This is a genomic window from Parafilimonas sp., assembly GCF_051953455.1.
GTDB lineage: Bacteria > Bacteroidota > Bacteroidia > Chitinophagales > Chitinophagaceae > Parafilimonas.
This window is the reverse complement of sequence record NZ_JBQCIT010000058.1, coordinates 16791-41266: the sequence shown is the minus strand read 5'-3', so window position 1 is coordinate 41266 and position 24476 is coordinate 16791. Positions and strand designations below refer to the sequence as shown.

Here is a 24476-nt window from a genome sequence, read left to right as displayed (position 1 = left end):
TAAAAATGAATATTCTTATTGCACCAAACGCTTTTAAAAACAGCCTTGATGCCACCGCTGCAGCAAAAGCCATTGGCGATGGTTTGAAGCAAAGTGAACTTCCATACAGCCTTGAATATTTTCCTGTGGGCGATGGCGGAGACGGAACGGCTGAACTCATCACTCAAAAACAAAATGGCACAACCGTTAATATTGAAGTACATGATGCTTTGGGCAGAAAAATAAAGTCTTCCTATGGGCTGATTGATGATGAAAAAACGGCGGCGGTGATAGAACTGGCCAATGCATCCGGTATAAAACTGCTGAAGGCCGGTGAACTGAATCCTTTGCAGGCAACCACTTTTGGAACGGGCGAACTGATTAAAGATGCATTGGATAAAAAAGTGCGTAAAATAATCCTGTGTATTGGCGGCAGTGCAACTGTGGATGGCGGCATTGGTATTTTGCAGGCGCTGGGCATTAAATTTTTGGACGATAAAGGCAAAACGATTGAGGTCATTCCAAAAGATTTGCCGGTCGTGAATTTGATTGATACAAATGAATTCGATAAGAGGATCCTGTCCTGCGAACTCGTTATTGTATGTGATGTGGAGAATACTTTGCTTGGCGATAATGGCGCTGCCAAAATATTCGGGCCGCAGAAAGGCGCATCAGAAGATGATATTATAAAACTGGAAGCAGCGCTTACTGCATTTAATACTATCACTTTACAGCAAACAGGCATTGATATGTCATCCATAAAACACGGCGGTGCAGCAGGTGGTGTTGCTGCCGGCCTGGCTGCTTACTGCAATGCAAAACCGGTTAATGGCATTGAATATTTTCTTTCTGTTACAGGTTTTGAAAAAGCTTTGCAAAAAGCGGATATTGTTATAACCGGTGAAGGCAAAATTGATGAACAAACCCTGCAGGGAAAAGGGCCGTATGGCGTAGCCGTAAAGGCAAAAGCAAAAAATATCCCCGTTATAGGGGTGGCAGGCAGTATTCCTTTGAAAAGTAATGATGCATTGCAGCAATATTTCGATGTGCTGCTTTCAATTAATAACGAAGCAGTTGATATAAATACTGCTATGCAGCATACAAAAACAAACTTGGTAAGAACCGCGCTGGTTATCGGAAAGCTGATAGGTATATCACAAAAAATTAAAGCCGTTTAACGCAGCGTATATCTTTTAATAATTCAGTCATGGTTATCGTAATTCAATGTAAAGACAGGGTTGGTTTGGTGGCGGCAATCTCCGGTGTTTTATCAGCCAATGCCATTAACATTGTGGCTATGCGCGAACATGTGGATACAGCCGCGATGCGTTTTTTTATGCGGCTCGAAACAACGCATTATGAAACACCGGATAAACTTCAGCAGGATTTACTGCAGGTATTGCCGCAGGATGCAAATGTGCATGTAAACCCTTCGCCTGAAAAGAAAATCATTGTATTGGTAACCAAAGAATATCATTGCCTTGCGGATATCCTTATCCGTAATTATTTTAAAACACTTGGCGCTACGGTGCAATGTGTTATTGGCAACCATACAACGCTTGAAAATATCTGCAGCCGTTTTGATGTGCCTTTTTATTTCGTATCTCATCTTGATAAGAATAAAGAAACATTTGAATCAGCTATCAAAAGCTTAATTGACGGGTACGATTGCGATTATCTTGTATTGGCTAAATTTATGCGCATATTGTCGCCGGGTTTTGTAAAACATTATGGCATGCGTATTATCAATATTCATCATTCTTTTTTGCCGGCGTTTGTGGGTGCAAGCCCGTATAAGCAGGCTTTTGAGCGGGGTGTAAAACTCATTGGCGCCACAGCGCATTTTGTAACGAATGATCTGGATGAAGGCCCTATAATCGCACAGCAGATCATTCCCGTTGATCATTCTTTTACGGCTCAGGCCATGATGCATGCCGGTAAGGAAATTGAGACGGCCGTATTGGCAAAAGCATTGCAGCTTGTTTTAAACGACAGGGTTTTTGTTTATAAGAATAAAACGATTGTGTTTGAATGAATATTTGCATTTAACGATATGCTGTTTTTTTCAAAAACTATAATGCTTAACTTTGTTATATGTCAGAAATAACTTTAAAAACAATGAAAAGGGCTACTACTGTTCCCCGCTCAAAAATCCGCAAAGCTGTAGAAGCCGCCTATGCAAAGCCCTTGAGTGCAGTAAAAGCACCTGCTGTTGTAAAAATTACAAAGAACACTTCGAGGAAAACCAATACCGTTAAAGATTAACTGCTATGGCCTTGAACCCGGGCTATAACGACCATGTATTTATAAATTGCCCTTTCGATGAAGATTATGCGCCGCTATTGCAGGCTATCGTTTTCACTGTGTACAGGTGCGGTTTTATACCGGTAAGTGCGCTTATTGAGGAAGACAGCAGCTATAACAGGCTTGATAAAATTATAAGCTGGATAAGAAAATGCCGCTATGCCATTCACGATATATCAAGAATAGAAACCGGAGAGAAAGGTTATCCCCGCTTTAATATGCCATTTGAGCTTGGCATTTTCTTCGGCGCTAAACGTTTTGGCAACGATCATCAAAAGTCTAAAGTGGCTTTAATATTTGAACGTGATAAATTCAGTTACCAGCAATATATTTCTGATTTGAATGGTGTTGATATAAAAGCCCATAATAAAAACCCTTTGCAAATTATTCGGGGCATACGAAACTGGTTACGTTCAGCTTCCCGGCGTACAACTATTCCCGGGGATATTATGCTGGTAAACGAATATCAAGAATTTATTGCCAGGCTGCCGGAAATTGTTGCGAATGCTGGGTTTAGCATCAACAGTATTCCTTTTAACGATTTTTGCCAGATAGTGGAAGAAGCCGTTCGGGAGAAAATCAAAAAGTAAAACTTCATCCTTCGCATTTATAACCGGCTTTCAATAATTAAAACAACTTCTTAATTTGCCGCAAACTTTCAATCATGTATTCTACAGCGCAGGTTCATCATCTTGAAAAAATTTCGAGGGAATTTCTTAAAAATACGGCATCACCAAAAGATATTAATGAGCTCAGGAAAGCATTGCGCCTTCATGAATATCGCTATTATATTATGAGCGATCCGCTGGTATCAGATACGGAATACGACCAGCTGTATAAACAACTTGAAGCATTAGAAAAGGAACACCCGGAACTTATTACAAAAAACTCCCCCACGCAGCGTGTAGGCAGCAGTTTGATATTGAATACGGCTTTTCCAACGGTGCAGCATCTTGTGCCCATGCTTAGTTTGGATAATAGTTATAACGAAGAAGACCTGGTAGATTTTGACCGCAAAGCGCGGGAAAATACCGGCCTTGATATAATTGAATATTGTGTGGAGCCAAAGTTTGACGGCGCCAGCATTTCGCTGCTTTATGAAGATGATGAGTTAAGCCGCGGCGTTACACGCGGTAATGGCGTGGAAGGCGAAGAAATCACAACCAATATTAAACAGGTGCGTTCCATTCCTTTGTCGGCGGCATTCTCTGAATATAACATTCAAACGGCTGAAATACGCGGGGAGGTATTAATGAGCAAAAAATCGTTTGCAAAATATAATGCACAGATGGAAGAAGAAGGCCTGCCTGTGCTGGCTAACCCGCGCAACGCAGCCAGCGGCAGTTTGCGCATTAAAGACCCGAAGCTCGTTGCCAAAAGAAACCTCGAAGCATTTTTGTACCATGTGAGTTATTATACCACGCTGGAAGGGAAAAAAGTGTCAGACGAAAAAGATCACTCCAAAGAAAATATTTCTAAAAACGAAGCGCCCTTTATAACACATAGCGAATCGCTGAAGATGTTGTGGGACCTGGGTTTCCGCAGTCCTGAAAAAGAAAAAAAAGTGGTGAAGGGCATTGATGCAGTCATTAAATATTGCCGGGAATTTGAAGCCAAACGCGATGACCTGCCTTATGAAATTGATGGCATGGTGATAAAAGTAAATGACCTTGCCCTGCAGGACAAACTGGGCATGACATCGCATCATCCGCGCTGGGCCATTGCTTTTAAATTCAAGGCAAGGCAGGGCACCACAAAACTCATTGGTGTTGAATTTAACGTTGGCAGAACGGGCGCCGTGACGCCGGTGGCCAAACTTGAACCGGTATTTATCGGCGGTGTTACGGTGTCAAGCATTTCCATGCATAATGAAGAATATATTAAAGAAAAAGATTTGCGCATCGGCGATACTGTTTTGGTGGAAAGGGCAGGCGATGTAATTCCGCAAATTGTAAAATCAATACCTGAGGTTAGAACAGGCCATGAAAAGATTATCCATTATCCCAAAAAATGCCCGGTTTGCAACAGTGAATTATTTAAGGAGGAAGGCGAAGCTGTATGGCGTTGCATCAATATAGAATGCCCGGCACAGGTGGTTGAAAAGATCATACATTTTGTGAGCAAGGATGCCATGGATATAAAACATTTTGGCGCAGCCAATGTGATGAAGTTTTTTGAACTGGGGTTATTAAAAGATATTCCGGGCATTTATACGCTTGACTTTGAAGCCATCGGCAAACTGGAAGGCTTTGGTAAAAAGTCGATTGATAATTTGCAAAAGGCCATTGAAGATTCCAAGCAACAGCCATTGCACCGGTTGGTATATGCACTGGGCATTCGCTATGTTGGTGAAACAACTGCCAAAACTTTGGCCAACGCTGTTAAAGAGCTATATGATTTTGAGAAAATGAGCATTGAAGAATTGCAGCAACTGGAAGATATTGGTATTAAAGTGGCTACCAGCATTTATGGTTTCTTTCAGAATAATGATAACCTGCAAATACTAAAACGTTTACAGGATTTGGGTTTGAACCTGAAGAATACTAAAAAGCAATCATCTGCAGAAAGCAATACTTTAAGCGAACAAACATTTTTATTTACAGGCACATTAAATAAACTTAAACGTACCGAGGCCGAAGAACTGGTTGAAAAACACGGCGGCAAAATCGTTAGCGGCGTTAGCAGCAAGCTTAATTATCTTGTAGTAGGGGATGACGCCGGCAGCAAACTGGAGAAAGCTAAAAAAATCAATACCATAAAAATCATCAGCGAAGATGAGTTTCTCGCATTGATAGAATAACCATGGCTGCTATGAACTTTTTTAGAAAATATAAAACGATTCTTATTTATGGTTTCTCGCTGGCGCTGCTTATTGTATTTTTAAAACTGATAGAATACAAATTGATTATTCTGAATAACAGTTTCCAGTTTTACGCCGGCAGTATTGCCTTGCTGTTTACCCTCTTGGGCATTTGGCTGGCAACAAAGCTTATTAAACCAAAAACTAAAATTGAAATTGTAGAAAAAAAGGTTTTTATAAACCAGGTGCAGCCATTTGTTATTAACGAAGATGCATTGGCCAAAACTGAAATAAGCGCAAGGGAACTGGAAGTGCTTAAGCTTATGGCTAAAGGATTCAGTAACCAGGAAATTGCCAATACGCTTTTTGTTTCGGTAAGCACGATAAAAACCCATATCAGCAATCTTTTTTTCAAGCTGGAAGCATCGCGCCGTACACAAGCCGTGGAAAAAGCAAAAAATTTAGGATTGATACCCTGAAATAACTCATGCTTAAGTAGTAAAAAGCATTTTTAACCTGAAATCATTCTAAAGTATGATCGGGTTTTATGCTTTTTAAAACAGCTTGCGGCATCAATCATTATTAAAACTACTTGTTATGAAAAAACTCGTTCTCATTCCCGGCGTTATAGGCGGTGTAATTGCTTCCATCACATTAATTATCGGCACCGTGCATTGTTACAATACCGGCAGGTTTGAAGGCAATATGCTGGTTGGTTATACCGCTATGATACTTGCCTTTTCCATGATTTTTGTTGCCGTAAAAACCTATCGCGACAAATACAATAACGGCGTTATCACTTTTGGAAAAGCCTTTAAAACCGGTTTGCTTATTGCCCTGGTTACCTCTACAATTTATGTAATAGTATGGCTGGTATGTTATTATGCATTTATACCAGATTTTATGGAGAAATATACCAGCGCCATGATGGAGAAAACCACCGCCTCGGGTGCAAGCCAGGCCGAAATAGATAAAACAGCAGCACAAATGCAGCAATATATAACAATGTATAAAAGCCCAATAATGGTTATACTTTTAACTTACCTGGAAATATTCCCTGTTGGCCTGTTGGTAAGCCTTATTGTTGCGTTCATACTTAAAAGAAAAAATCCTAAGGAATTTTATGCAGCAAACGCATAAATTTTCTGCTAAAAACAATACACTTACGATTGTTAGTTTTATAACATTTTCTTGGGTGCATTTTGGCCGATAAAAAAGTAATATTGCGGATAACCTTGCATTTATGAAGAGAATATTTATCACACTAACCATCGCATGCTTTTCAGTCTTATGTTTTGCCCAGCCAGCCTCGGAAGCTGATACGGTAATCAGCGATTCTGTTGCTTTTAAAACCGGCGGAATGGACAGAATCTTAAAGCTTGAAAATGACGTAAAAGAGCTGAAAGCCTCTAACGAAATTCTGCAAAAGCAAATTGCAGAATTAAGAAACCAGCTTCAGGTAAAAAAGAAGAAGCTCACGGTTTCCCGCACAGGCAGTAAACAGCCTGTTTGGATTGAAGATTAGTTTTTAAAAAAAAGCGGTTATCAGTAGCCGCTTTTTTTTAACCTCTAACCTGCAATTGAGCAGATGGTTTTTGATATGTAAATCGCATAGTGTTATTTTTACACTTCTATTGCGAATAAAAACTACTTGCCATGCCTTCAGCAGAAGTTATTTCCGGTATAAAAAAACAAGACGATACAAACCATGCCCTGGAACAGGTTCAGCAACTGGTTGAAACTTACCCGCGTGTGCCCATAACAGTTGACTGTGTGATCTTTGGTTTTGATAATAATGAACTTAAAGTGCTGCTTATACGGAGCGATCTTGAAATGTTTGAAGGAAAATGGACGCTGCTTGGAGATTTTGCACATGATGATGAAGAACTGGATGATGCCGCCTACCGCGTTTTGCGTGAAAGAACGGGTATGGAGGATGTTTATCTCGAACAGGTTAAAACATTCAGTAAGCCGCACCGGCATCCTGGCGGCCGCGTAATTACGGTGGCTTATTGTTCTTTGCTGAATACAGAACATCATTCGCTCAATATTCTTGATAACGAATTGCACTGGCATACCGTGAAAACAGCCTGCAACATGGCTTTTGATCATAAAGAAATACTGGACGTTTGTTATAAATGGCTTCAGAAAAGAATGCTGGAACATCCGCTGGGCTTAAATCTTTTGCCCGAAAAATTTTCTCTGCGTGAACTGCAGAATTTATATGAAGCAATTCTCGATATAAAACTCGACCGCCGTAATTTTCGTAAGAAATTCTTTTCTATGGATTTTTTAATTGATACGGGCGAATACGAAGATGATGTGCATCACCGGCCCGGCAGGTTATACCGTTTTGATTTTGACAAATACCGTCAGAATAAGAAGAAATGGACAGGGATTGAGTTTTAAAAGCATTCCTATGCAGCAGGCCCATCTTTCTACCATACAATCGATTCTTTTAGCAGGCTTTATCGCCGGCACTTTAGATGCTTCAGGCGCCGTAATTGTGTATTGCCTCCTGATGAAGGCTGTAACCGTTACGCAGTTATTTCATGGCATTGCCGCGGGCTTGTTTGGCGATACGATTATTGGCAGTGCAAATGTGATGGCTGTTATTGGATTACTGCTGCATTATTTTATTGCTTTTTGCTTTGCAACAGGATATTTTTTTGTTTATCCGCATTTGCGTTTTTTGCAAAAAAACGTGTTTATAAGCGGCTTGCTATATGGCCTTATTGTTTGGATAATAATGAACCTTATTATAGTGCCTTTATCACGTGCTCATCATTCCCCGCCAACCTGGACGGGCTTTCTTCGCGGAGCGGGCATTTTAATGGTATGCATTGGGTTGCCTGTCAGTTTTATAACAGCATCGTTTTACAGAAGGAAAATGAAAGTTCAGGAATAATTATTCCGGGCTAAGTATTAAAAATTGCCTTTCAAAAAATAATTATAATTTTTTTTCTTTACTTCAATATGTTTATCTGCTAAAAACCGCATAATGAAACACACTATGAAATACACTTTAATTCTTTTGTTTTTTTGTATTGCTTATGCATCAAAAGCACAGAATGATTCTGCTGTTACCTTAAAGTCAATATTGCTGGAGCAACTTAAAACAACGCATAATGTGAAGGATTGGTTTGTGCCGCCAAACATTGCCGTTGCAGGGTTAACACCTGAACAGGCTAACTGGAAAGACAGTTCCGGCAACCATTCCATAGCGCAACTCACAACGCATTTAGTTTTCTGGAATAAAAGGGTGTTGAATAATTTAAGGGGTATCAAACAGGATCCTTTTAATGCTGATAATAAAGAGACTTTCTCCCCGGTGGATGAAAAATCGTGGCCGGCAACTATTAAAGAATTAGACAGCGTATTGACGGGAATTGAAGTTGCTGTACAAAATGCAGATGATGCAACATTGGCAAAAATAGCTTCAACCATTGCGCATATTGGTACGCACAATGCTTATCATACCGGGCAAATTATTTATATAAGGAAAATGAAAGGCTGGTGGGATGATAACAACGGGGTGAAGTAGTTCTTTGCCTGGCGATGCATCGGCTTTGGCAATTAAAAGAAAAATGTTGCAGGGTTGTACATGCAACATTTTAAGCCGGGTAATAATTTATAGGTTAACACTGAAATAAGTGTCTAATTTAGACTGAAGCCGCTTTATAAAAAATAGAGATTTATCCTTAGATTGCGGCATACCTGAATTTGTACGCTTATGGAAAAAACGAAAACGCTGCTTATTGATGCTGTCGACCCTGCTGCATTTACGCCCGCCTTAGGCGGTAATAAAACTACTGCCGCACAAATTACTCCCGAAACCGCCTTCGCTACTTCCCTTAATTATTATAACAAATTTGCCATTGGCCGCTACTTCTGGTTTATTGCCGATACTACCACCGGAATCACGCGAAAGTTTGGTGGTAAGGTTGCAGAAATGATGTTCTTTCCAGATAACGAAATACCCGACGCTTCGCCGCAGGTGCTTTTTAGAAATACCCATGCGGAAGATTTACCAAAAATGTTTGCTTTTAGCCATTACTGGTATTCTTTTTTATCAAAACTTCCGGCTGAACAAAAGGATCAGTTCAGAACCACTATTTACTTGCGGCTGTTAAATCCCGAACAAACCTATTATTGGGTAATGGTACAGTTGGCTGATCATATTTTCGACAAGGACGGAATGGTAATTTACGGGCTTACGATTATTACAGACATCTCTCATATAAAAACAAGCGGCGTAGCTATGATGAGTGTGTTTGATGCAAAAAATCAAACCTGCCAGCATTTATATTGCAAAAAAGATAGCAGCCTTATTAAGAAAACGGCAACGCACATCAAAATTACAAACCGGCAATTAGACATATTAAAACTGGTTGCTGCCGGTTACAGCAGTAAACAAATTGCTGTGCAATTAAACCTGTCTGTAAAAACAATTGGTAACCACAGGCAAAATCTTCTTAGTAAAATGTCTGCTGCTTCTACTGCAGAATTAATAGCCAACGCCATTAAATCGGGACTGATATAACCCGGTATTTGGGTAAAAGATAAATGGTTTAACTACGCGTTTCTGTAGCCCATTTATCGCGGTCATCCGGTGAAAATTTCCAGGGTGCAAAATTGTTTTCAATATTGCTGAACATGGCGTTCCATTCCTGCGGCGCATTGCTTTCTTCCATCACCAGGTATCTTCTTAACTGTACAATAATATCCAAAGGATTTATACTTACCGGGCATTCTTCAACACAGGCCTGGCAGGTGGTGCAGGCGCGTAATTCTTCAGGCGTTATATAATCATGCAGTAACGATCTATTATCGTTTGTGAAGGATTTGTTTTGATTAATGTTTTTTCCAACTTCTTCTGCCCGGTCACGTGTTTTCATCATAATTAAACGCGGGCTTAAAACCTTGCCCGTAATATTGGCCGGGCAGGCTGCCGTGCAACGCCCGCATTCAGTACAGCTATAAGCATCCAGCAGGTTCTTCCAGCTTAAATCAAAAATATCCTTTGCGCCAAATTTTTTATGATCGGGTGCGGCTTCTTCAGGCGCCAGTTCGGGTTGCATGGCATATAAAACTTCCTGCTGAATTTCAGGCATATTTTCGAGCTTGCCCTTTGGCTCAAGGCTGCCATAATAAGCATTGGGAAAGGCAAATAAAATATGCAAGTGTTTGGAGTAAGGTAGATAATTTAAAAACGCAAATATGCCAACAATATGCAGCCACCAGCAGGTTCTTTCCAATGTCATTAATGCATCATTGCTCATGCCTGCAAACAAGGGCTGCAGAAATTGAGAGAAAGCAAAATTGCCTGTAGCATGTTGCGCATATACACCATAGCCGCGGTTTTGCAAAGCCGTATCGGCAGCATTCATGGTGAGAAAAAAACTCATTAACAAAATTTCTGTGATGAGGATATAATTGGCATCGCTTTTAGGCCAGCCATTTAGTTCATTCATCCACAGGCGTTTTACATGCAGTATATTTCTTCTTATTAAAAAAATAACACAAACCGTAAGCACACCAACCGCTAAAAATTCAAATGCATTAATAAGCCAGGGATATACACCGCCCAAAGGCTTTGCAAATAGCCTGTGTGTGCCAAAAATGCCATCAATAACTATTTCAAGCACTTCAAGATTTATGATGATGAAGCCTGCATAAATTATAAAGTGCATTATGGCCACCAGCGGGTTACGGAACATTTTTTTTTGCCCGAAAGCAAGCAGCAAAACATTTCTCCAGCGCTGCGGTTTATTATCGTTAATTGTTTCATCCCTGCCCAGTAAAATATTCCTTCTTACCTGGCCCGTTTTTTTGGCAAAAAGAAAGATGGCTGCGGCGGCAATCACAATAAATATTACCTGTAAAATAATATGCATAGAGTTTATGTATAACGAAGATAAAGTTCGCGTAAATGCTTCATTATAAAAACTCTTATCTTATTTTTATAGCATGCAAAACAAAACTATATTAACAGCAGAAGTATCTGAAGAAAAGTTTCACCGCATGGCGCTTGAGGTAGCTGAAAACCTGAGTGAAGACAATACGGAGCTGATTATAATTGGCATTGAAGGCGCTGGTAAATTTGGAATAGAAGGTGCAGGCAATCTTATTGCTGCCAAAGTTGCAACACACTTGAAAAAATACATATCCATACCTGTAAAAACAATTTCCCTTCATCTTGATAAGCAAAAGCCTGCTGTTATTACTTTAAGTGAAGAAATAAATTTTGATGACAAAAATGTTTTGCTGGTAGATGATGTAAGCAACAGCGGTAAAACCTTGATGTATGCTTTAAAGCCTTTTATGCAATATCATCCAAAGAGAATTCAGACACTCGTGCTGGTGGAACGCATGCATAAACAATTTCCCATAAAGCCCGATTATGTTGGCTACTCCGTTGCAACAGCGCCGGATGATTATGTGCAGGTAGAAGAAGTGAATGGCAATATTTCTGCTTCTATCGCTTCCGGGGAATGAAGCGGTTCGCTTTGAGCTACAAGCCGCAAGTTTCAAGCGCTTACATTCACGTTTCACGATTGACGATTCACGTGATCACATTTCAATCCCTATTTGTTTCATCAGCAAAGAAGCATTCATGCTTGTGCAAATGCCCTGCTTTAATTTATAATCAAAGAATAGCTTTTCATTATTCACAGCAACATCAAAATGATAGTTGGTAATTGCCTGCGGAAAATCACTTTTCAGCCCTGATAATTCAATATCGTGGGTTGCAATTACAGCCACGGCATTTTTCCGGATGAGTTGCTGTATCAAAGCTTTTGAACCAGTATGCCTGTCTAATGAATTGGTGCCGCGTAAAATCTCATCCAGCAGGATAAAGCATTTGATGTTTGCATTAACTGCATCAATGATGGTTTTTAATTTCTTCAGTTCAGCATAAAAGGTTGAAGTATTTTCTGCAAGATTATCTTCAATACGCATACTGCTCATTATGGTTGCCACAGAGGTGGTAAAGCTTTTTGCACAAACAGCAGAACCTGTATAGGCAAGGATCATATTAACGCCAATGCTTCTTAAAAAAGTACTCTTGCCGGCCATATTGCTACCGGTAATCAAGTCAACTTTTGCTATGCCCTGCAAACTGAAATTATTGGTGACGCTTTGATTTTTTGGAATCAAAGGATGACCGATTGCTTCGCCTGATAAAGTAAAATGTTTATCAGCAATTGCAGGAAAACACCATTCAGGATTGTTAAAACTGAGTGTTGCAAAACTGCCGGCCACCTCAACCTGTGCAATCACATTAAACCAGTTCGACGCCAATGATTTGTTTTGTTTTTTCCACCCGTTCAAGGCCAGTATCTGCCATAAATCCCACAAACAAAATGTGTTCAGGATAATGAAGGCAAATGCATTTAAACGCACATCGAACCGGTTCAGGATTTTTTGAAGATGACTGATGGAAGCTGATGCGGTTTTATCGCTTGAATTGCCTAAGCTTTTTTGAAGTATTGTTAAAACTGCGCTGTCGAATTTTTCGTTCTCAAAACTTTGCAATTGATTTTTTAAAGTAGCAACAACGGGTTCCAGCCGCGATAGCAAAACATATACATCCTGAACTTTACGGCTTATAGCGATGCTTATTAAAAAAAAGAAGAGAACACACAGAGAAAACAATGGCGAAGGGATAATATCATCAAGATACAGGTACACGCAAAACAATGTGATAAAAGGATAAATGCGTGCCAGCAGTTTCCATCCTTTATTAGTATAAATTTCATTATTTAACTCAAGCCAGTTACTGATGCGTTTTTCTGCATTCCTGGTTATTTTTTCATGTATGCCAAAAGCCCGGAATTGCTGCCACCAGTTTATTTTATTGCCTATTTCTTTTACCGCCTGCTGTTGCTGCAATATATTTTCTTTGCTTAAAGGATGTAATAACCTTGTTGCCAGCAGTTCAATTGCCTGCTCAGCCTTGCAGCGGTTGATATATTGAAACAACGATGCTTTTCCGAATACATCAAGGTCTTTCGAATACACATGATTTTCCGGTTGCAGGTCTTTACCGTCGTACTGATGATGAAAATCATATTTAAGAAAATCAATTTCATCTTTGTTGATGGACAACAGCGTTTCAGTATTTTTGATAGCCGCTTTGTTGTTTGCATCTTTTGATACAGCTATAAGAAACAGCGCAATGCCGGTAATAATTCCCAGCGTAATTGCCGGCCAGCCCGTAGGCCATAAAAAATAAACAGCAATGCAGGTAACTACAAAAATGGCAAAACGTATCCAGGCAATTTTGCTTCTTGTATTATATAAAACTTTTAATTGTTGCTCAAGTGCTGAAATCTTCGTTTTATAAAAATCTTTTGGATTATTTTCTGACTTCATACAGGCGAAGATGCGTTTTAAATATTTTTTGCAAAAAACATTTGTAAATTTGCTGTTCGCTCTTTGAAAAACGTGAGTTCATAGCTCACCGCTTTCTCAATCCGGGGCTGTATTGGTTTTGACAGCATCCGTTTGTGGTAAGTGTAAGCATGCCGTGCGTTGTACCATTTGCACGTTAATCCGAAGGTTCAAACTACAAATGGCGAATCTAACTTCGCTATGGCTGCCTAATCAGTGATTAGTTAGTCATTAGGGCCGCGTTGAGCCGGTTGTTCTGTTACCACGCTCCGCCGCCGACTCAAAAACAAATACAGAATGCTGTAACAGAATGCTGTGACTGTTGCAAAAGACTATTCAGCTAAGCGAATAATTGGTTGGTTTGTTCCCGCTTATTTGCCGACAATTAATAATAAACTAAGCATGTAGAAAGCTTATGGCAAAGATGTTTGGACAGGGGTTCGAGTCCCCTCAGCTCCACTTTAAAAAGGCCTGCAAATTTTTGCAGGCCTTTTTTATCAGCTAAAAACACAGATAGATTTGTGCATTTGTGGCAGATAATACTTATATAACTGTTACAGAAAAATTCTTTCCTTCCCAACGGTTGGCACCAATCCAGAAAAAAGTAAAATCCAGTTTACCTGTTTCAACAGCCTGAATATTTATATCAACATAAAATAGTCCAACAGTGGTGTTGTTTGTTGGTATAACATTAACCGTTTTCCAGTTATCAAACGTCCAGCTAACATTGGCTTCAGCAAGCAATTCAATCCTTAATATTTTTTCTTTCCTGAATTGCGCCACCTGGTTAGTGAACCTCCACACGGTTATTAATGATGCCGTTTTTTGTTTGATATAACGTTGCAGTGTTGCTTCCGGCATATCAAACACTTTCCTGTTTTTTAATGAAGCGCTTAGCTTTATGTATTCAGCATGTGCCCAGGTAAGCGGAATGGCGGAGCCTGTATGTTTGCCAAAATAAAGGTCCTTTTCCGGTATGCTTTCTGTGTCCCATATTTGTTCAGGCAATAAACTGTGATCTGAAAATCTTTCCATCGCTTGTATAAGCTCTTTTGCATAAGCTAAATTGCCCGCGGCAATTTCATAATGCGCCCGCTCTCCCGTAAGCAGCGGCCAGGCCCGGCCAATGCCTGCTACATTATAAGCATTGCCTGCTGTATCCTCCCCATAACCATCATTTACATAACGATGCCAGCTATCGCCATAAGGTGTGGTTACTTTCAGCATGGCATCAATCAATTTTATCGTATCAAGAATTTTAGGATCGTTGGGTGCACGCAATCCAAAGCGGACCAACGCCAGCACATCAACACATATCAATTCATTTAATAAAATTTTACCATTGCCATCTATGTGATTTTTCAGTGCAATCGTTTTATCGCCTAATTCATTTGCCGGAATGTTATAAGGGTTAATGCGTATGTAATACCCGTCTATATTGTATTGCTTTGCAAGCGGAGTATTGGTTACGTATGTCCAGTATTCAATATTGTCGTTCCAGTAATCTGCTGTTTCGAGGCAATAGGTTGCCAATGCAGGTTCATCGTTTTCTTCGGCGAGTTTTGCGGCGGCAAGCAATGCCGCAATTTGCGTTGCCAGTGTAAAAGGCGTATAGCCTTTTTCTTCTTCCCACCTGTCTTGCTGTGTGTATGGCCCGTTAAGTAAGATAAATTCAATTGCTTTTTTTATGCCGGGCCAGTAACGCCCCATTCTTTCTTTGCTGATGGCATTATGCACATTGCATTTATCAATGAGAAGAATGGGCAGGGCTGTTTGATCCATCTGTATGCCTTTCCAGTATGGCATTCCGGACAGCCACATATTCTGAGGCCAACTTCCGTCGGCTTGTTGCGTACTCATTAAATAGTTTAATACACGCAATGCATCTTCATGCACTTTTAATGCAATAAAACCGTTGGCTGTTTCGCAAAGATCGCGTGGCCATACCACATGATATCCGCCCCTGTGCGAATCGTCTTTTGATGATCCCCAGGGGATAGAAAGGCTTGCAATAATACCGCCCGGAAAAGCTTTGGCTTCATGCATTCTTAATACAGCAGCACTTTCGCGATAAATTTTTCCTTTCAGGTTATACAAACCCTGCAGCCATTGCAGCCATGATTGTACATATATTCTTTTAGCCGATTCAAAGCCTTCCAGTATGCTGCCCCATGCATGCAATGCCGCTTCTGCTGTATTTATTCCAAAGCCTGTTGCCAGCACAAACTCTGAGCCTTCAGATAAATCTATTTCGCCAATTAACGCGGTATTGCCGCTTGCCGCATAATCATATTCCCATGTGATTGTTTTATGCTCATTCAAATCTGTCCAGCCATCTGAAACGCCAACATAGCCTGCAGAACATTTTAACCATTTTGCAGAACAGGCAACAGCTAATGCAAGGCCTTTATGTTCTGCAAACAGCATTTTAATCCCCTTGTATTCGCCAACCCAGGCATTATTATTATTGCCTTCATTATTCAAATGCGGTGCTATCAATGCATATAATTGTAATGATGTGTTTTTTGCCTGTTTAAATTGCACATGCTGAAGTACCGTGTTTCTTAAAGGGTCGCAGATAATCTCTTTTTTTAGCTGGTATTTTTTATGAATACAGGTATTAATTATCTGATAGCAGGGAACGCCCGGTTTTATTGTTTTTGTTACATGCTTCGTATGACGCTTTTCTTCTGAAAAAAAATCTTTTCCATCGGCTACAAGAAATTCCATGTCGCGGATGCAGGCAATGTCTTCTCTTGGAAAATATATTTCATTTAATATGCCATGACTTAATGTAAATGTTACTGAAGAAGAAGTGTTAATTGCTTTGCCAATGCCGGATTTGGCGCCTGAAGTCCATTTGGCTGTAACACCTGGTGTACCCGGTGCGTGTTGTTGCTGCATAATAAAACTAAATTTTTATAAGCGGGATATACTAATCCTGATGCATTTCGTGGCAGGAAAAATTGGGCATATACTCTTTATATACATGTTGTTTTTATCTTCTTTATTTCTTTTTCTTTTAATGCTTAAGAATCAAAAAAGCTACTGCAATAAAAGCAACACAAATAAATAATATTTGTTGAAATCCTAATGATTCTTTTTAGTTAAATCACTTTAATTATAAAAAAAGTTTAGGATGCCGGAAGAGATAAGGCAATAATGTTAAAGCGAGTATGCCGCTTAATATTACAAAGCCTGCGACCAATCCATGATTGCCGTAAAATGCAGCCTGGCTTTTATCGGAATGCAGGAATGCCGTTATGCATATAACTGCAATAATGATAACTGTTATAACAACATCATAACTTTTAAAGCTGTTGTTTTTTGCAAACAGGTAAAAGAACATACCCGTTAACGTTAAAACGATCATGGTTGCGAATGTTATAGAGAAGAAATTGAACCAGGCCGCAGGTTCGTAATTGGTGATGCTTCTGAAAATAACTTCATAAATAACATTAATAAGTGTTGCTGCCATGCCTGTAAGCGCACCGGCCAGCAAGGCTTTTGAGAAGGTTGGGAAATATTCAGGTTCTTTCATAACTATATATTTAAATGAACTAATCATTACTTAATGCAATGCAGCACGGTATTTATCTTTCAAATAAGCAGGTTGATTGTTACTATTATCATACAATCGTTGTTCCAAAACGTATAATCTTTTATTCACGCGTTTAAGAAAGCAGTGCAAAAGCATGAATATTGCGGTATTGTTGTATTTGCGGCCGAAAAAAAATTATGCAGCTCGTTATTTTAACAATGTGTAACAGCAGTAGTATTACTCAATATTTACAATTAGTGTATAATTTTCGGTACATGTTGTATGCGATAGATGATACATGAGCTTATGCAACAACTGCTCTTAGTAAAATGAAGATGTTACCTGTTATTAGACATTGTCGCGATAGTATTATACCTCATTGCAATGATATATATTGGCTATTTCTTTTCTAAAAAAAAGCGAGGATCAATTCACATCGGGTCATGTTCCGCGCTGCGCAATAGGGTTATCCATCTATCTATGCAACATTTTTAAGCAGCAATACATTTTCAGGCGTGCCGGAAAAGCCTTTGGTGCCAACTGGAATGCATTTGCATTTAGCCTCTCCATGCCTTTGGCCGCAGTTACAACATGTTTATTTCAAAATATAAATAATCTATAACTAAATCATCATAAAGATTCTTTATTATTTAATTATTAAGTATCCTGTTTTTGTCATTTATTTTTTACGTTTGGCTTGTTACAAACATTGCCATCATTTATAACTATGACAGACAGAAGGATATTTCTTAAAAAAGCTGCATTGCTATCAGGCGGCATGGGTTTAATAGGCAAATTGCCGGCATCTATACAAAAAGCATTTGCCATCAATCCCGCTGCAGGTTCCACTTATCTTGATGCAGAACATATTGTTTTCCTTATGCAGGAAAACCGTTCATTCGATCATTGTTATGGAACCTTGCAAGGTGTTCGCGGCTTCAATGATCCAAGGGCTATATCGCTTCCTAATAAAAATAAAGTATGGGCGCAAACCAATGCTGAAGGTGAAACCTACACGCCATTCAGGCTTGATATAAAAGACAGCAAAATAACCTGGCTGGGTTCTTTGCCGCATAGCTGGGACGACATGACGATGGCAAGAAATGAAGGGCATCATGATAAATGGCTTGATGCAAAAAGATCAGGACGTAAGGAATGTAAAAACATGCCTTTAACCATGGGGCATTTTACACGGGATGACATTCCTTTTTATTATGCGCTGGCCGATGCTTTCACCATATGCGACCAGCATTTCTGCGGATCGCTTACCGGCACCACGCCCAACCGTTTACATTTCTGGACGGGCACTATTCGTGAAAAGCATGATGAGCATGTAATTGCCAATGTATATAATTCTGATGTTGATTATGATAAAGAAGCAAGCTGGAAAACTTTTCCTGAATACCTGGAAGAGAATAACATTTCATGGAAAATTTATCAGAACGACGTAAGCATAGACACGGGTTTTGAAGGTGAGGAAGAAGACTGGCTGGCAAATTTTACCGACAATCCTATTGAATGGTTTAAACAATTCAATATTCGTTTTGCAAAAGGCCACATGACTTACTTGCAAAAGGCCATTCACACACTGCCGGAGAAAATAAAAATGTTGCAGGAAACAATAAGTAAACTGCCTGCTGATGATGCAACACTTCCCGACTTAAAAAAGCAACTTGAAAACCTGCAGCATAAATACGATTATGTAAAAGATGCAATTAATAAATACACGCCCGAAAACTTCGAAAAGCTTTCATCATTACAAAAAAACCTGCATGAAAAAGCGTTTTGCAATAACAGCAACGATGCAGATTACCGCAGCCTTGAAACCATTACGTATGATGATAATGGCACAACACGAACAATGCAAATTCCTAAAGGCGATATATTATATCAATTAAGGCAGGATGTAAAGACCGGCCGGTTGCCAACTGTTTCATGGATTGTGGCGTCTTCCAATTTCTCCGATCATCCCGGTTCGCCCTGGTATGGCGCATGGTATTTAAGTGAAGTGTTTGATATACTCACGCAAAACCCCGAGGTATGGAAGAAAACCATTTTCATTTTAAACTATGATGAGAATGATGGTTACTTCGATCATGTGCCGCCGTTTGTTCCACCAAACCCGTATAAAGAAAACAGCGGCAAAGTTTCCGCTTCCATCAATACAAAAGAAGAATTTGTAAGCAAACAGCAAAGCTGGCTGCAGAAAGATGCAAAACGCATGTCAGAACAGGCGGAAGGCCCGGTAGGACTGGGTTTCAGGGTGCCGCTTGTAATTGCATCGCCGTGGAGCCGTGGCGGATGGGTTAATTCAGAAGTATGCGATCTTACTTCACCCATACAATTCATGGAACATTTTCTTTCTCATAAAACCGGCAGGAAAATTTATTCAAATGAAGTGAATGGTTTCAGAAGGGCTGTTTGCGGAAATCTTACTTCTGTTTTCAGGCCGTATAATGGTGAGGATATTACATTGCCAACGCCTGTTAACAGAATTCCCTTTTTAGAAAGCATTCATAAAGCGCAGTTTAAAGCATTGCCATCAGGCTATAAAAAATTAACGGATGCAGATGTTACAGCATTGAATGCAAACACCGCAGCTTCACCATTCATGCCAAAGCAGGAAAAGGGTACACGCCCGGCCTGCGCTATACCATACCAGTTATATGTTGAAGGCAAACTCAAAAACAATGTATTCAGTTTGCAGTTTGATAATAAGAAAGATTTGTTCGGTGATAAAACCACCGGTGCGCCTTTTATTGTTTATAATCTTTTAAATGATTTGCCCCCAAGAAATTATGTGGTGTTGCCCGGAGATACAATCACCGATGAATGGACCGTAAATGCTGAGGGTAATTATCATTTACGTGTAAACGGGCCTAACGGATTTTATAGGGAATTTATTGGTAATAAGAATAAAACCTTGCCTGAAGTTGTTTGCAATTATCAGCAGGCCGGCGCCAATAACTTATCAGGCAATATTGAGTTGAGCATAAAAAATATGTCTGCGCAAAAGCAGGTCATTGAAATCATTGATAATGCTTATAAAACAGGAACCATTACACAAACGCTATCACCAGGTGCAATTATAACTATCCCTGTCAATCTTAATGAAAGCAGTAACTGGTATGACGTGAGTGTAAAAATAAAAGGCAATAAAATATATGAAAGACGATACGCCGGCCATGTGGAAACAGGCAGGGAAAGTATTACAGACCCTTTAATGGGTGGTTTGGTATAGCCGATTGTTAAATTATAGAACGTTGTAACCAGCCATCAGGTTGCTGCAACAGCCAGTCGGGTCAAATTGATTAATTTTACATTTTTTATAGACAAAATCTATATCTGCTATGCCCGGTGATTGTAGCGGCCATAAGCGTAACAACCATACACTTTAGGCATACCCGCTATCACTGCGCACAATTCACTGTAATGACATTTACCCAGCTTGAATATATCGTTGCCCTGGATGCACACCGGCATTTTGCAGAAGCTGCGGCGCAATGTTTTATAACGCAGCCCACGCTCAGCATGCAGGTGCAGAAACTGGAAGAAGAATTAGGCGTAAAAATCTTTGACCGCAGCAAACAGCCGGTTTTACCCACAGATCCGGGTGTTGAAATAATTGAACACGCCAAAAAGATTTTAGCAGAAAGAGATGCATTGAATGAAATGATCAATGCGAAAAAAGACCTTGTAAAAGGAGAATTAAAGCTCGGCATCATTCCAACACTGGCGCCTTACCTGCTGCCTTTATTCATTCCATCCTTCACTAAAAAACATGAGCAGATAAAACTGGTGATTAATGAATTAACAACCAGCAATATTATCGCTAATCTCCGCCAGGGTAAAATTGATGCTGGCATTCTTGTTACGCCTTTAAACGAAACCGGCGTGAAAGAAGATGTGTTGTTTTATGAAGAGATGCTGGCTTATGTTTCAAAGAACAATGCTGTTTATAAGAAAACATATTTGCTGCCAAAAGATATTGATCCCGACAAATTATTATTGTTGCAGGAAGGGCATTGTTTCCGTTCGCAGATGGTACAGTTGTGCGAATTGCAAAAATCAAAAACACATTCGCATTTTGAATATGAGGCAGGCAGTTTTGAAACCCTGCGCCGCATGGTTGAGCTGAATGACGGCATTACCATTTTACCGGAACTCGCTACACTCGATATGACGGCGGCACAAAAAAATCACCTGCGTTATTTTAAAGCGCCGGTGCCGGTGCGGGAAGTAAGCATTGTCACACACCGCAACTATTCAAAACGCCGCCTTATCGATGAATTAAAAAAAGAAATTTTACTTGCAGTGCCCGATAAATTAAAAAAGAACAGGAAAGTAATGGTAGTACCTGTTTAATGATATTATTATTGCAGTAAAAGCAATCTTCCCGGCTGCAAATCGTTTACTAAGAATACTGCAAATTTTAAAATAATTTCAGCCTTTATTCAGTTAATAATTAGAATATTTGCCGCATGCAATTTGCCCGTTGTTTATTATTATATGTTTTGATAATGCATGTGCATTTTACTGCAAATGCGCAACCGGGCACTACCGTGGATTTAAAGAAACCTGAGAAGTATGCAAGCCGTACGCTGGGTTCTGAAAAAACAACGGACGGTAAAATAAGGCCTGTAAAAAGATTCTATCAAAATACCATTACACATTATAACTATGTTTTTAATGCCAGCGAGCGCTTAAACGAAATTGTGGAGCGGGCAAAACAGGTTTTTAAAGACGATTATACAAAGCTGCTGCCCTATTACAATTATTCTCTTGATGTAACGGCTGCCGATAATGATATAGACACGGTAATTTATAAATGCAATGCCGGCATTTTATTGCACGACCTGAGGAACGATTGGGTGGATGACCTTTATCTTTTAATGGGCAGGGCTTATTACCTGCGCAAAAATTTTGATTCAGCCGAACGGGTTTTTGCCTATTTAAACTATGCCTTTGCCCCAAAAGATGAAGGTTACGACTTGCCTGTTGGCAGTAACGAAACAGGCACCGAATTTTCTATCGCCACAAAAGAAAAGAAAAAGCTGCTGAGCCCTCAGCCAAAAAGAAATGAAGATATTATATGGATAGCTAAAAATTATATTGAAGAAGACAAGCCGCACGAAGCATCTGCTATCCTGGAAATGCTGCGGTATGATCCGCATTTTCCCGAACGCCTGCGGCCATTGCTGCATGAAACAATCGGTTATCTTTTTTATAAATCAGGCACGTACGACAGCGCTGCCTATCATTTAAGTGAAGCCACCAGCATGGATGACGGCAAACCAGACAAAGCCAGGCGTGAGTTTTTAACAGCGCAGTTATTCATGGCCGCAGGATTGAAGAAAGAGGCTGAAGATTATTTTACAAGAAGTGCAGATCATACCGTTGATCCTTACATGGCGGTGTATGCCAGCCTCAATGCCATAAACGCTGCTGAAGATTCTTCTGATGCAACCGATAAAAAAGTTACAAGTTTGCTGAAACTTGCCAAAAAAGACAGGTATGTGGCTTACCGCGATCTTATTTATTATACCGCCGCACAGGTGTTGATGCAAAGCCATAATTATGAGCAGGCGTACCGGTTTGCAAAACAAAGCATCAAATACAATGTAAATAACCCCACGCAGCGCAGCCGCAGTTTTATGCTGCTGGGCGACCTTGAATATGTACGGCCCGATTACCTTCTTGCCAAAGCAGCCTACGATAGTGTTGATGCAGGTAATCTTGCCAATGCCGAAGATGAGGCGAGGCTAACGGCAAGGCTTGCCGCTTTGCAGGTAATAGCTGCCAACGTAACCATTATAAATACTGAAGATAGCTTACAATCGGTTGCGCGTATGCCTGAAGCAGCACGAACAGCTTTAATTAAAAAAACAGTGCGGCAGTTAAGAAGGGCGCAGGGATTGAAAGATGAAGATAGTGCTGTATTTATAAACCCTGCGGTTCAGCTCACAGGCAATAATAATACAGCGGCAAATGATTTGTTTGCTGCACAGGCTTCGGCCAAGGGCGATTGGTATTTTAATAATAATGCTCTAAAAAGCAGCGGTTATGCGGGTTTCCGTTCCACCTGGGGCAACCGGCCCGATGTAGATAACTGGAGAAGGATTGCCGCCGTATCAAAACAAATTGCCGCAGCATCCCAGGGCAATCCTGAGGGGAATGATACGGATATAGCTGATTCACCATTGGGCGATCCCATGCTTAATGCAGGAAAGTCTATTAAGGATAATATTATGAACGGGCAGATTTCATACGATGTTTTAATGTCGTACCTGCCTTTAACAGAAGAGAAGCTGAAAGAATCAAACAAAAAAATGGCGGAAGGCTTTTTTAACAATGGTAAAAAATTCCAGGATGACCTGGAAGATTATAATGCGGCCATCAATGCTTACGACAGTCTTCTTACCCGCTTTCCCGACGATACACATGCTGAAGAAGCATTGCTTAACCTGTATTATTGCTACAATAAACTGGGCAAAAAAGTTTCTGCTGATTCTGTTGCATCTATTATGCGCACAAAGTATAAAGACGGGAAGTTTACCGCTATTCTTAACAGCCTTAAAAAATCTAAGAAAACAGCGGAAGAAGATCCCGCCACAAAAGAATATGAACGGATTTATAATCTTTTTATAGAAGGCAAATTTGATGAAGCCAAAGCGGCAAAAACTGTTGCTGATAGCTTGTATGGCAATTCTCACTGGACGCCGCAACTGCTGTTTATAGAATCAATTTATTATATATCGAAACGGGAAGACAGCACAGCTATTGAAACGCTTACTTCATTAACTACCCAGTTTAGCAGCACGCCGCTGGCACAAAGGGCTGAAACCATGATTGATGTTTTGCGCAGGCGCTCAGAAATTGAAAATTATCTTACAAACCTGCAGGTAACGCGTTTGCCGGAAGACGAACCATCCCGTGTGGTAACTTTAAACAAAGTGGACAAGGTGGATGAAAAGAAAGAACTGAAGGTAGATTCTGTGGTTGAAAAGAAAGGGCAGGCTGTTAAAACAAATGTTGATTCTGCAAAAGAAATGAAAGCCACAGTGCGTTCTTATGTTTTCAACGCTTCAGATCAGCAGTTTGTAGGTATCATTTTAAACAAGGTTGATCCCGTATATGCCAACGAAACCCGTAATGCATTTAACCGTTATAACCAGATAAATTTCTATAACCAGAAGATAAATATCGCTTCCTCCAAAATCAACGATTCATTAAGCATTGTACTTTTAGGACCTTTTAGTGATGCAGCAGCGGCGCTTATTTATTCAGAAAAAGTTAAACCTAAAGCGCCGGCTTCAATTATTCCCTGGTTAAAACCCGAAAAGTATAGCTTTACAATTATAAGTCAGTCTAATCTTGATATTTTAAACGACACTAAAGATTTAACCGGTTACAGGGAAATGCTGGAGAAAGTTTTACCGGGCAAATTTTAATTTC

The 24476-nt window shown here is 40.0% G+C and carries 20 protein-coding genes and 1 other RNA gene; 17 read left to right on the top strand and 4 right to left on the bottom strand.

All coding sequences use genetic code 11. From position 1 onward, the window contains the following. Positions 1-5: 5 nt before the first annotated feature. The 12 genes from ACTHN6_RS20685 to ACTHN6_RS20630 all read left to right on the top strand — a co-directional run bounded on the left by ACTHN6_RS20685 (position 6) and on the right by ACTHN6_RS20630 (position 9626). The gene (locus tag ACTHN6_RS20685) at positions 6-1157 is read left to right on the top strand and encodes a glycerate kinase (protein WP_440437681.1); all 1152 of its coding nucleotides are present in this window, start codon (positions 6-8) and stop codon (positions 1155-1157) included. A 29-nt stretch (positions 1158-1186) separates the two neighbouring features. Next, positions 1187-2014 (top strand): formyltetrahydrofolate deformylase, encoded by an 828-nt coding sequence (gene purU, locus ACTHN6_RS20680; RefSeq protein WP_440437680.1) that lies wholly within the window; start codon positions 1187-1189, stop codon positions 2012-2014. Positions 2015-2073: 59 nt separating this feature from the next. After that, the gene (locus ACTHN6_RS20675) at positions 2074-2244 is read left to right on the top strand and encodes a hypothetical protein (protein ID WP_440437679.1); all 171 of its coding nucleotides are present in this window, start codon (positions 2074-2076) and stop codon (positions 2242-2244) included. Positions 2245-2249: 5 nt separating this feature from the next. Next, a complete protein-coding gene (locus ACTHN6_RS20670; RefSeq protein WP_440437678.1) occupies positions 2250-2873 on the top strand; it encodes a hypothetical protein in 624 nt (207 codons plus the stop codon). Positions 2874-2947: 74 nt separating this feature from the next. Continuing rightward, positions 2948-5083, top strand: coding sequence for an NAD-dependent DNA ligase LigA (ligA, locus tag ACTHN6_RS20665; protein ID WP_440437677.1), 2136 nt, complete (start codon positions 2948-2950; stop codon positions 5081-5083). 11 nt (positions 5084-5094) lie between these two features. Further along, on the top strand, positions 5095-5562 hold the full coding sequence (locus ACTHN6_RS20660) for a response regulator transcription factor (protein ID WP_440437676.1): 468 nt from the start codon (positions 5095-5097) through the stop codon (positions 5560-5562). A gap of 118 nt (positions 5563-5680) precedes the next feature. Further along, entirely contained in the window at positions 5681-6223 is a 543-nt protein-coding gene (locus tag ACTHN6_RS20655) for a DUF4199 domain-containing protein (RefSeq protein ID WP_440437675.1), read from the top strand. Positions 6224-6326: 103 nt separating this feature from the next. Then, positions 6327-6608 carry a bZIP transcription factor gene (locus ACTHN6_RS20650; RefSeq protein ID WP_440437674.1) on the top strand — a complete coding sequence of 94 codons (282 nt, stop codon included), beginning with the start codon at positions 6327-6329 and terminating at the stop codon, positions 6606-6608. 131 nt (positions 6609-6739) lie between these two features. Beyond that, positions 6740-7492, top strand: a complete 753-nt coding sequence (locus ACTHN6_RS20645; protein ID WP_440437673.1) for an NUDIX hydrolase — start codon at positions 6740-6742, stop codon at positions 7490-7492. Continuing rightward, positions 7443-7991, top strand: coding sequence for a hypothetical protein (locus ACTHN6_RS20640; RefSeq protein ID WP_440437724.1), 549 nt, complete (start codon positions 7443-7445; stop codon positions 7989-7991). Before ACTHN6_RS20645 ends, ACTHN6_RS20640 begins: the two co-directional genes overlap by 50 nt. 93 nt (positions 7992-8084) lie before the next feature. Continuing rightward, positions 8085-8627: a DinB family protein gene (locus tag ACTHN6_RS20635; protein ID WP_440437672.1), complete on the top strand. Its 543-nt coding sequence runs from the start codon at positions 8085-8087 to the stop codon at positions 8625-8627. A gap of 189 nt (positions 8628-8816) precedes the next feature. Next, complete coding sequence (locus tag ACTHN6_RS20630) at positions 8817-9626, top strand: response regulator transcription factor (protein ID WP_440437671.1); 810 nt, start codon at positions 8817-8819, stop codon at positions 9624-9626. A 28-nt stretch (positions 9627-9654) separates the two neighbouring features. On the opposite strand, the gene ACTHN6_RS20625 is transcribed toward ACTHN6_RS20630, so the two are convergent. Continuing rightward, positions 9655-10980 (bottom strand): 4Fe-4S dicluster domain-containing protein, encoded by a 1326-nt coding sequence (locus ACTHN6_RS20625; protein ID WP_440437670.1) that lies wholly within the window; start codon positions 10978-10980, stop codon positions 9655-9657. Positions 10981-11053: 73 nt separating this feature from the next. Here ACTHN6_RS20625 and ACTHN6_RS20620 point away from each other — a divergent pair, with 73 nt between their 5' ends. Next, complete coding sequence (locus ACTHN6_RS20620; protein ID WP_440437669.1) at positions 11054-11581, top strand: phosphoribosyltransferase family protein; 528 nt, start codon at positions 11054-11056, stop codon at positions 11579-11581. Between the two features lie 75 nt (positions 11582-11656). On the opposite strand, the gene ACTHN6_RS20615 is transcribed toward ACTHN6_RS20620, so the two are convergent. Continuing rightward, positions 11657-13462: a MutS-related protein gene (locus tag ACTHN6_RS20615; protein ID WP_440437668.1), complete on the bottom strand. Its 1806-nt coding sequence runs from the start codon at positions 13460-13462 to the stop codon at positions 11657-11659. 103 nt (positions 13463-13565) lie between these two features. Between ACTHN6_RS20615 and ssrA the strand changes: the two genes are divergently transcribed. Beyond that, positions 13566-13942, top strand: a transfer-messenger RNA (tmRNA) gene (gene ssrA, locus ACTHN6_RS20610). A gap of 81 nt (positions 13943-14023) precedes the next feature. Here ssrA and ACTHN6_RS20605 read toward each other — a convergent pair. Both ACTHN6_RS20605 and ACTHN6_RS20600 read right to left on the bottom strand, forming a co-directional pair. Beyond that, the gene (locus ACTHN6_RS20605; RefSeq protein WP_440437667.1) at positions 14024-16384 is read right to left on the bottom strand and encodes a glycoside hydrolase family 15 protein; all 2361 of its coding nucleotides are present in this window, start codon (positions 16382-16384) and stop codon (positions 14024-14026) included. Positions 16385-16601: 217 nt separating this feature from the next. Next, positions 16602-17021: a hypothetical protein gene (locus ACTHN6_RS20600; protein WP_440437666.1), complete on the bottom strand. Its 420-nt coding sequence runs from the start codon at positions 17019-17021 to the stop codon at positions 16602-16604. Positions 17022-17748: 727 nt separating this feature from the next. Here ACTHN6_RS20600 and ACTHN6_RS20595 point away from each other — a divergent pair. The 3 genes from ACTHN6_RS20595 (at position 17749) to ACTHN6_RS20585 (ending at position 24472) form a co-directional block, all read left to right on the top strand. After that, entirely contained in the window at positions 17749-20262 is a 2514-nt protein-coding gene (locus ACTHN6_RS20595) for a phosphocholine-specific phospholipase C (RefSeq protein WP_440437665.1), read from the top strand. Between the two features lie 191 nt (positions 20263-20453). Further along, positions 20454-21386 carry a LysR substrate-binding domain-containing protein gene (locus ACTHN6_RS20590; RefSeq protein WP_440437664.1) on the top strand — a complete coding sequence of 311 codons (933 nt, stop codon included), beginning with the start codon at positions 20454-20456 and terminating at the stop codon, positions 21384-21386. Positions 21387-21502: 116 nt separating this feature from the next. Continuing rightward, the gene (locus ACTHN6_RS20585; protein WP_440437663.1) at positions 21503-24472 is read left to right on the top strand and encodes a type IX secretion system periplasmic lipoprotein PorW/SprE; all 2970 of its coding nucleotides are present in this window, start codon (positions 21503-21505) and stop codon (positions 24470-24472) included. Positions 24473-24476 lie beyond the last annotated feature (4 nt).

What these genes read in the sequence shown, in the direction of transcription:
- ACTHN6_RS20600 (WP_440437666.1), bottom strand. Translation starts at nt 17,021, where the DNA reads ATGAAAGAACCTGAATATTTCCCAACCTTCTCAAAAGCCTTGCTGGCC.
- ACTHN6_RS20655 (WP_440437675.1), top strand. Translation starts at nt 5,681, where the DNA reads ATGAAAAAACTCGTTCTCATTCCCGGCGTTATAGGCGGTGTAATTGCT.
- ACTHN6_RS20645 (WP_440437673.1), top strand. Translation starts at nt 6,740, where the DNA reads ATGCCTTCAGCAGAAGTTATTTCCGGTATAAAAAAACAAGACGATACA.
- ACTHN6_RS20590 (WP_440437664.1), top strand. Translation starts at nt 20,454, where the DNA reads ATGACATTTACCCAGCTTGAATATATCGTTGCCCTGGATGCACACCGG.
- ACTHN6_RS20630 (WP_440437671.1), top strand. Translation starts at nt 8,817, where the DNA reads ATGGAAAAAACGAAAACGCTGCTTATTGATGCTGTCGACCCTGCTGCA.
- ACTHN6_RS20650 (WP_440437674.1), top strand. Translation starts at nt 6,327, where the DNA reads ATGAAGAGAATATTTATCACACTAACCATCGCATGCTTTTCAGTCTTA.
- ACTHN6_RS20625 (WP_440437670.1), bottom strand. Translation starts at nt 10,980, where the DNA reads ATGCATATTATTTTACAGGTAATATTTATTGTGATTGCCGCCGCAGCC.
- purU (WP_440437680.1), top strand. Translation starts at nt 1,187, where the DNA reads ATGGTTATCGTAATTCAATGTAAAGACAGGGTTGGTTTGGTGGCGGCA.
- ACTHN6_RS20620 (WP_440437669.1), top strand. Translation starts at nt 11,054, where the DNA reads ATGCAAAACAAAACTATATTAACAGCAGAAGTATCTGAAGAAAAGTTT.
- ACTHN6_RS20595 (WP_440437665.1), top strand. Translation starts at nt 17,749, where the DNA reads ATGACAGACAGAAGGATATTTCTTAAAAAAGCTGCATTGCTATCAGGC.
- ACTHN6_RS20585 (WP_440437663.1), top strand. Translation starts at nt 21,503, where the DNA reads ATGCAATTTGCCCGTTGTTTATTATTATATGTTTTGATAATGCATGTG.
- ligA (WP_440437677.1), top strand. Translation starts at nt 2,948, where the DNA reads ATGTATTCTACAGCGCAGGTTCATCATCTTGAAAAAATTTCGAGGGAA.
- ACTHN6_RS20660 (WP_440437676.1), top strand. Translation starts at nt 5,095, where the DNA reads ATGAACTTTTTTAGAAAATATAAAACGATTCTTATTTATGGTTTCTCG.
- ACTHN6_RS20670 (WP_440437678.1), top strand. Translation starts at nt 2,250, where the DNA reads ATGGCCTTGAACCCGGGCTATAACGACCATGTATTTATAAATTGCCCT.
- ACTHN6_RS20615 (WP_440437668.1), bottom strand. Translation starts at nt 13,462, where the DNA reads ATGAAGTCAGAAAATAATCCAAAAGATTTTTATAAAACGAAGATTTCA.
- ACTHN6_RS20675 (WP_440437679.1), top strand. Translation starts at nt 2,074, where the DNA reads ATGTCAGAAATAACTTTAAAAACAATGAAAAGGGCTACTACTGTTCCC.
- ACTHN6_RS20635 (WP_440437672.1), top strand. Translation starts at nt 8,085, where the DNA reads ATGAAACACACTATGAAATACACTTTAATTCTTTTGTTTTTTTGTATT.
- ACTHN6_RS20605 (WP_440437667.1), bottom strand. Translation starts at nt 16,384, where the DNA reads ATGCAGCAACAACACGCACCGGGTACACCAGGTGTTACAGCCAAATGG.
- ACTHN6_RS20685 (WP_440437681.1), top strand. Translation starts at nt 6, where the DNA reads ATGAATATTCTTATTGCACCAAACGCTTTTAAAAACAGCCTTGATGCC.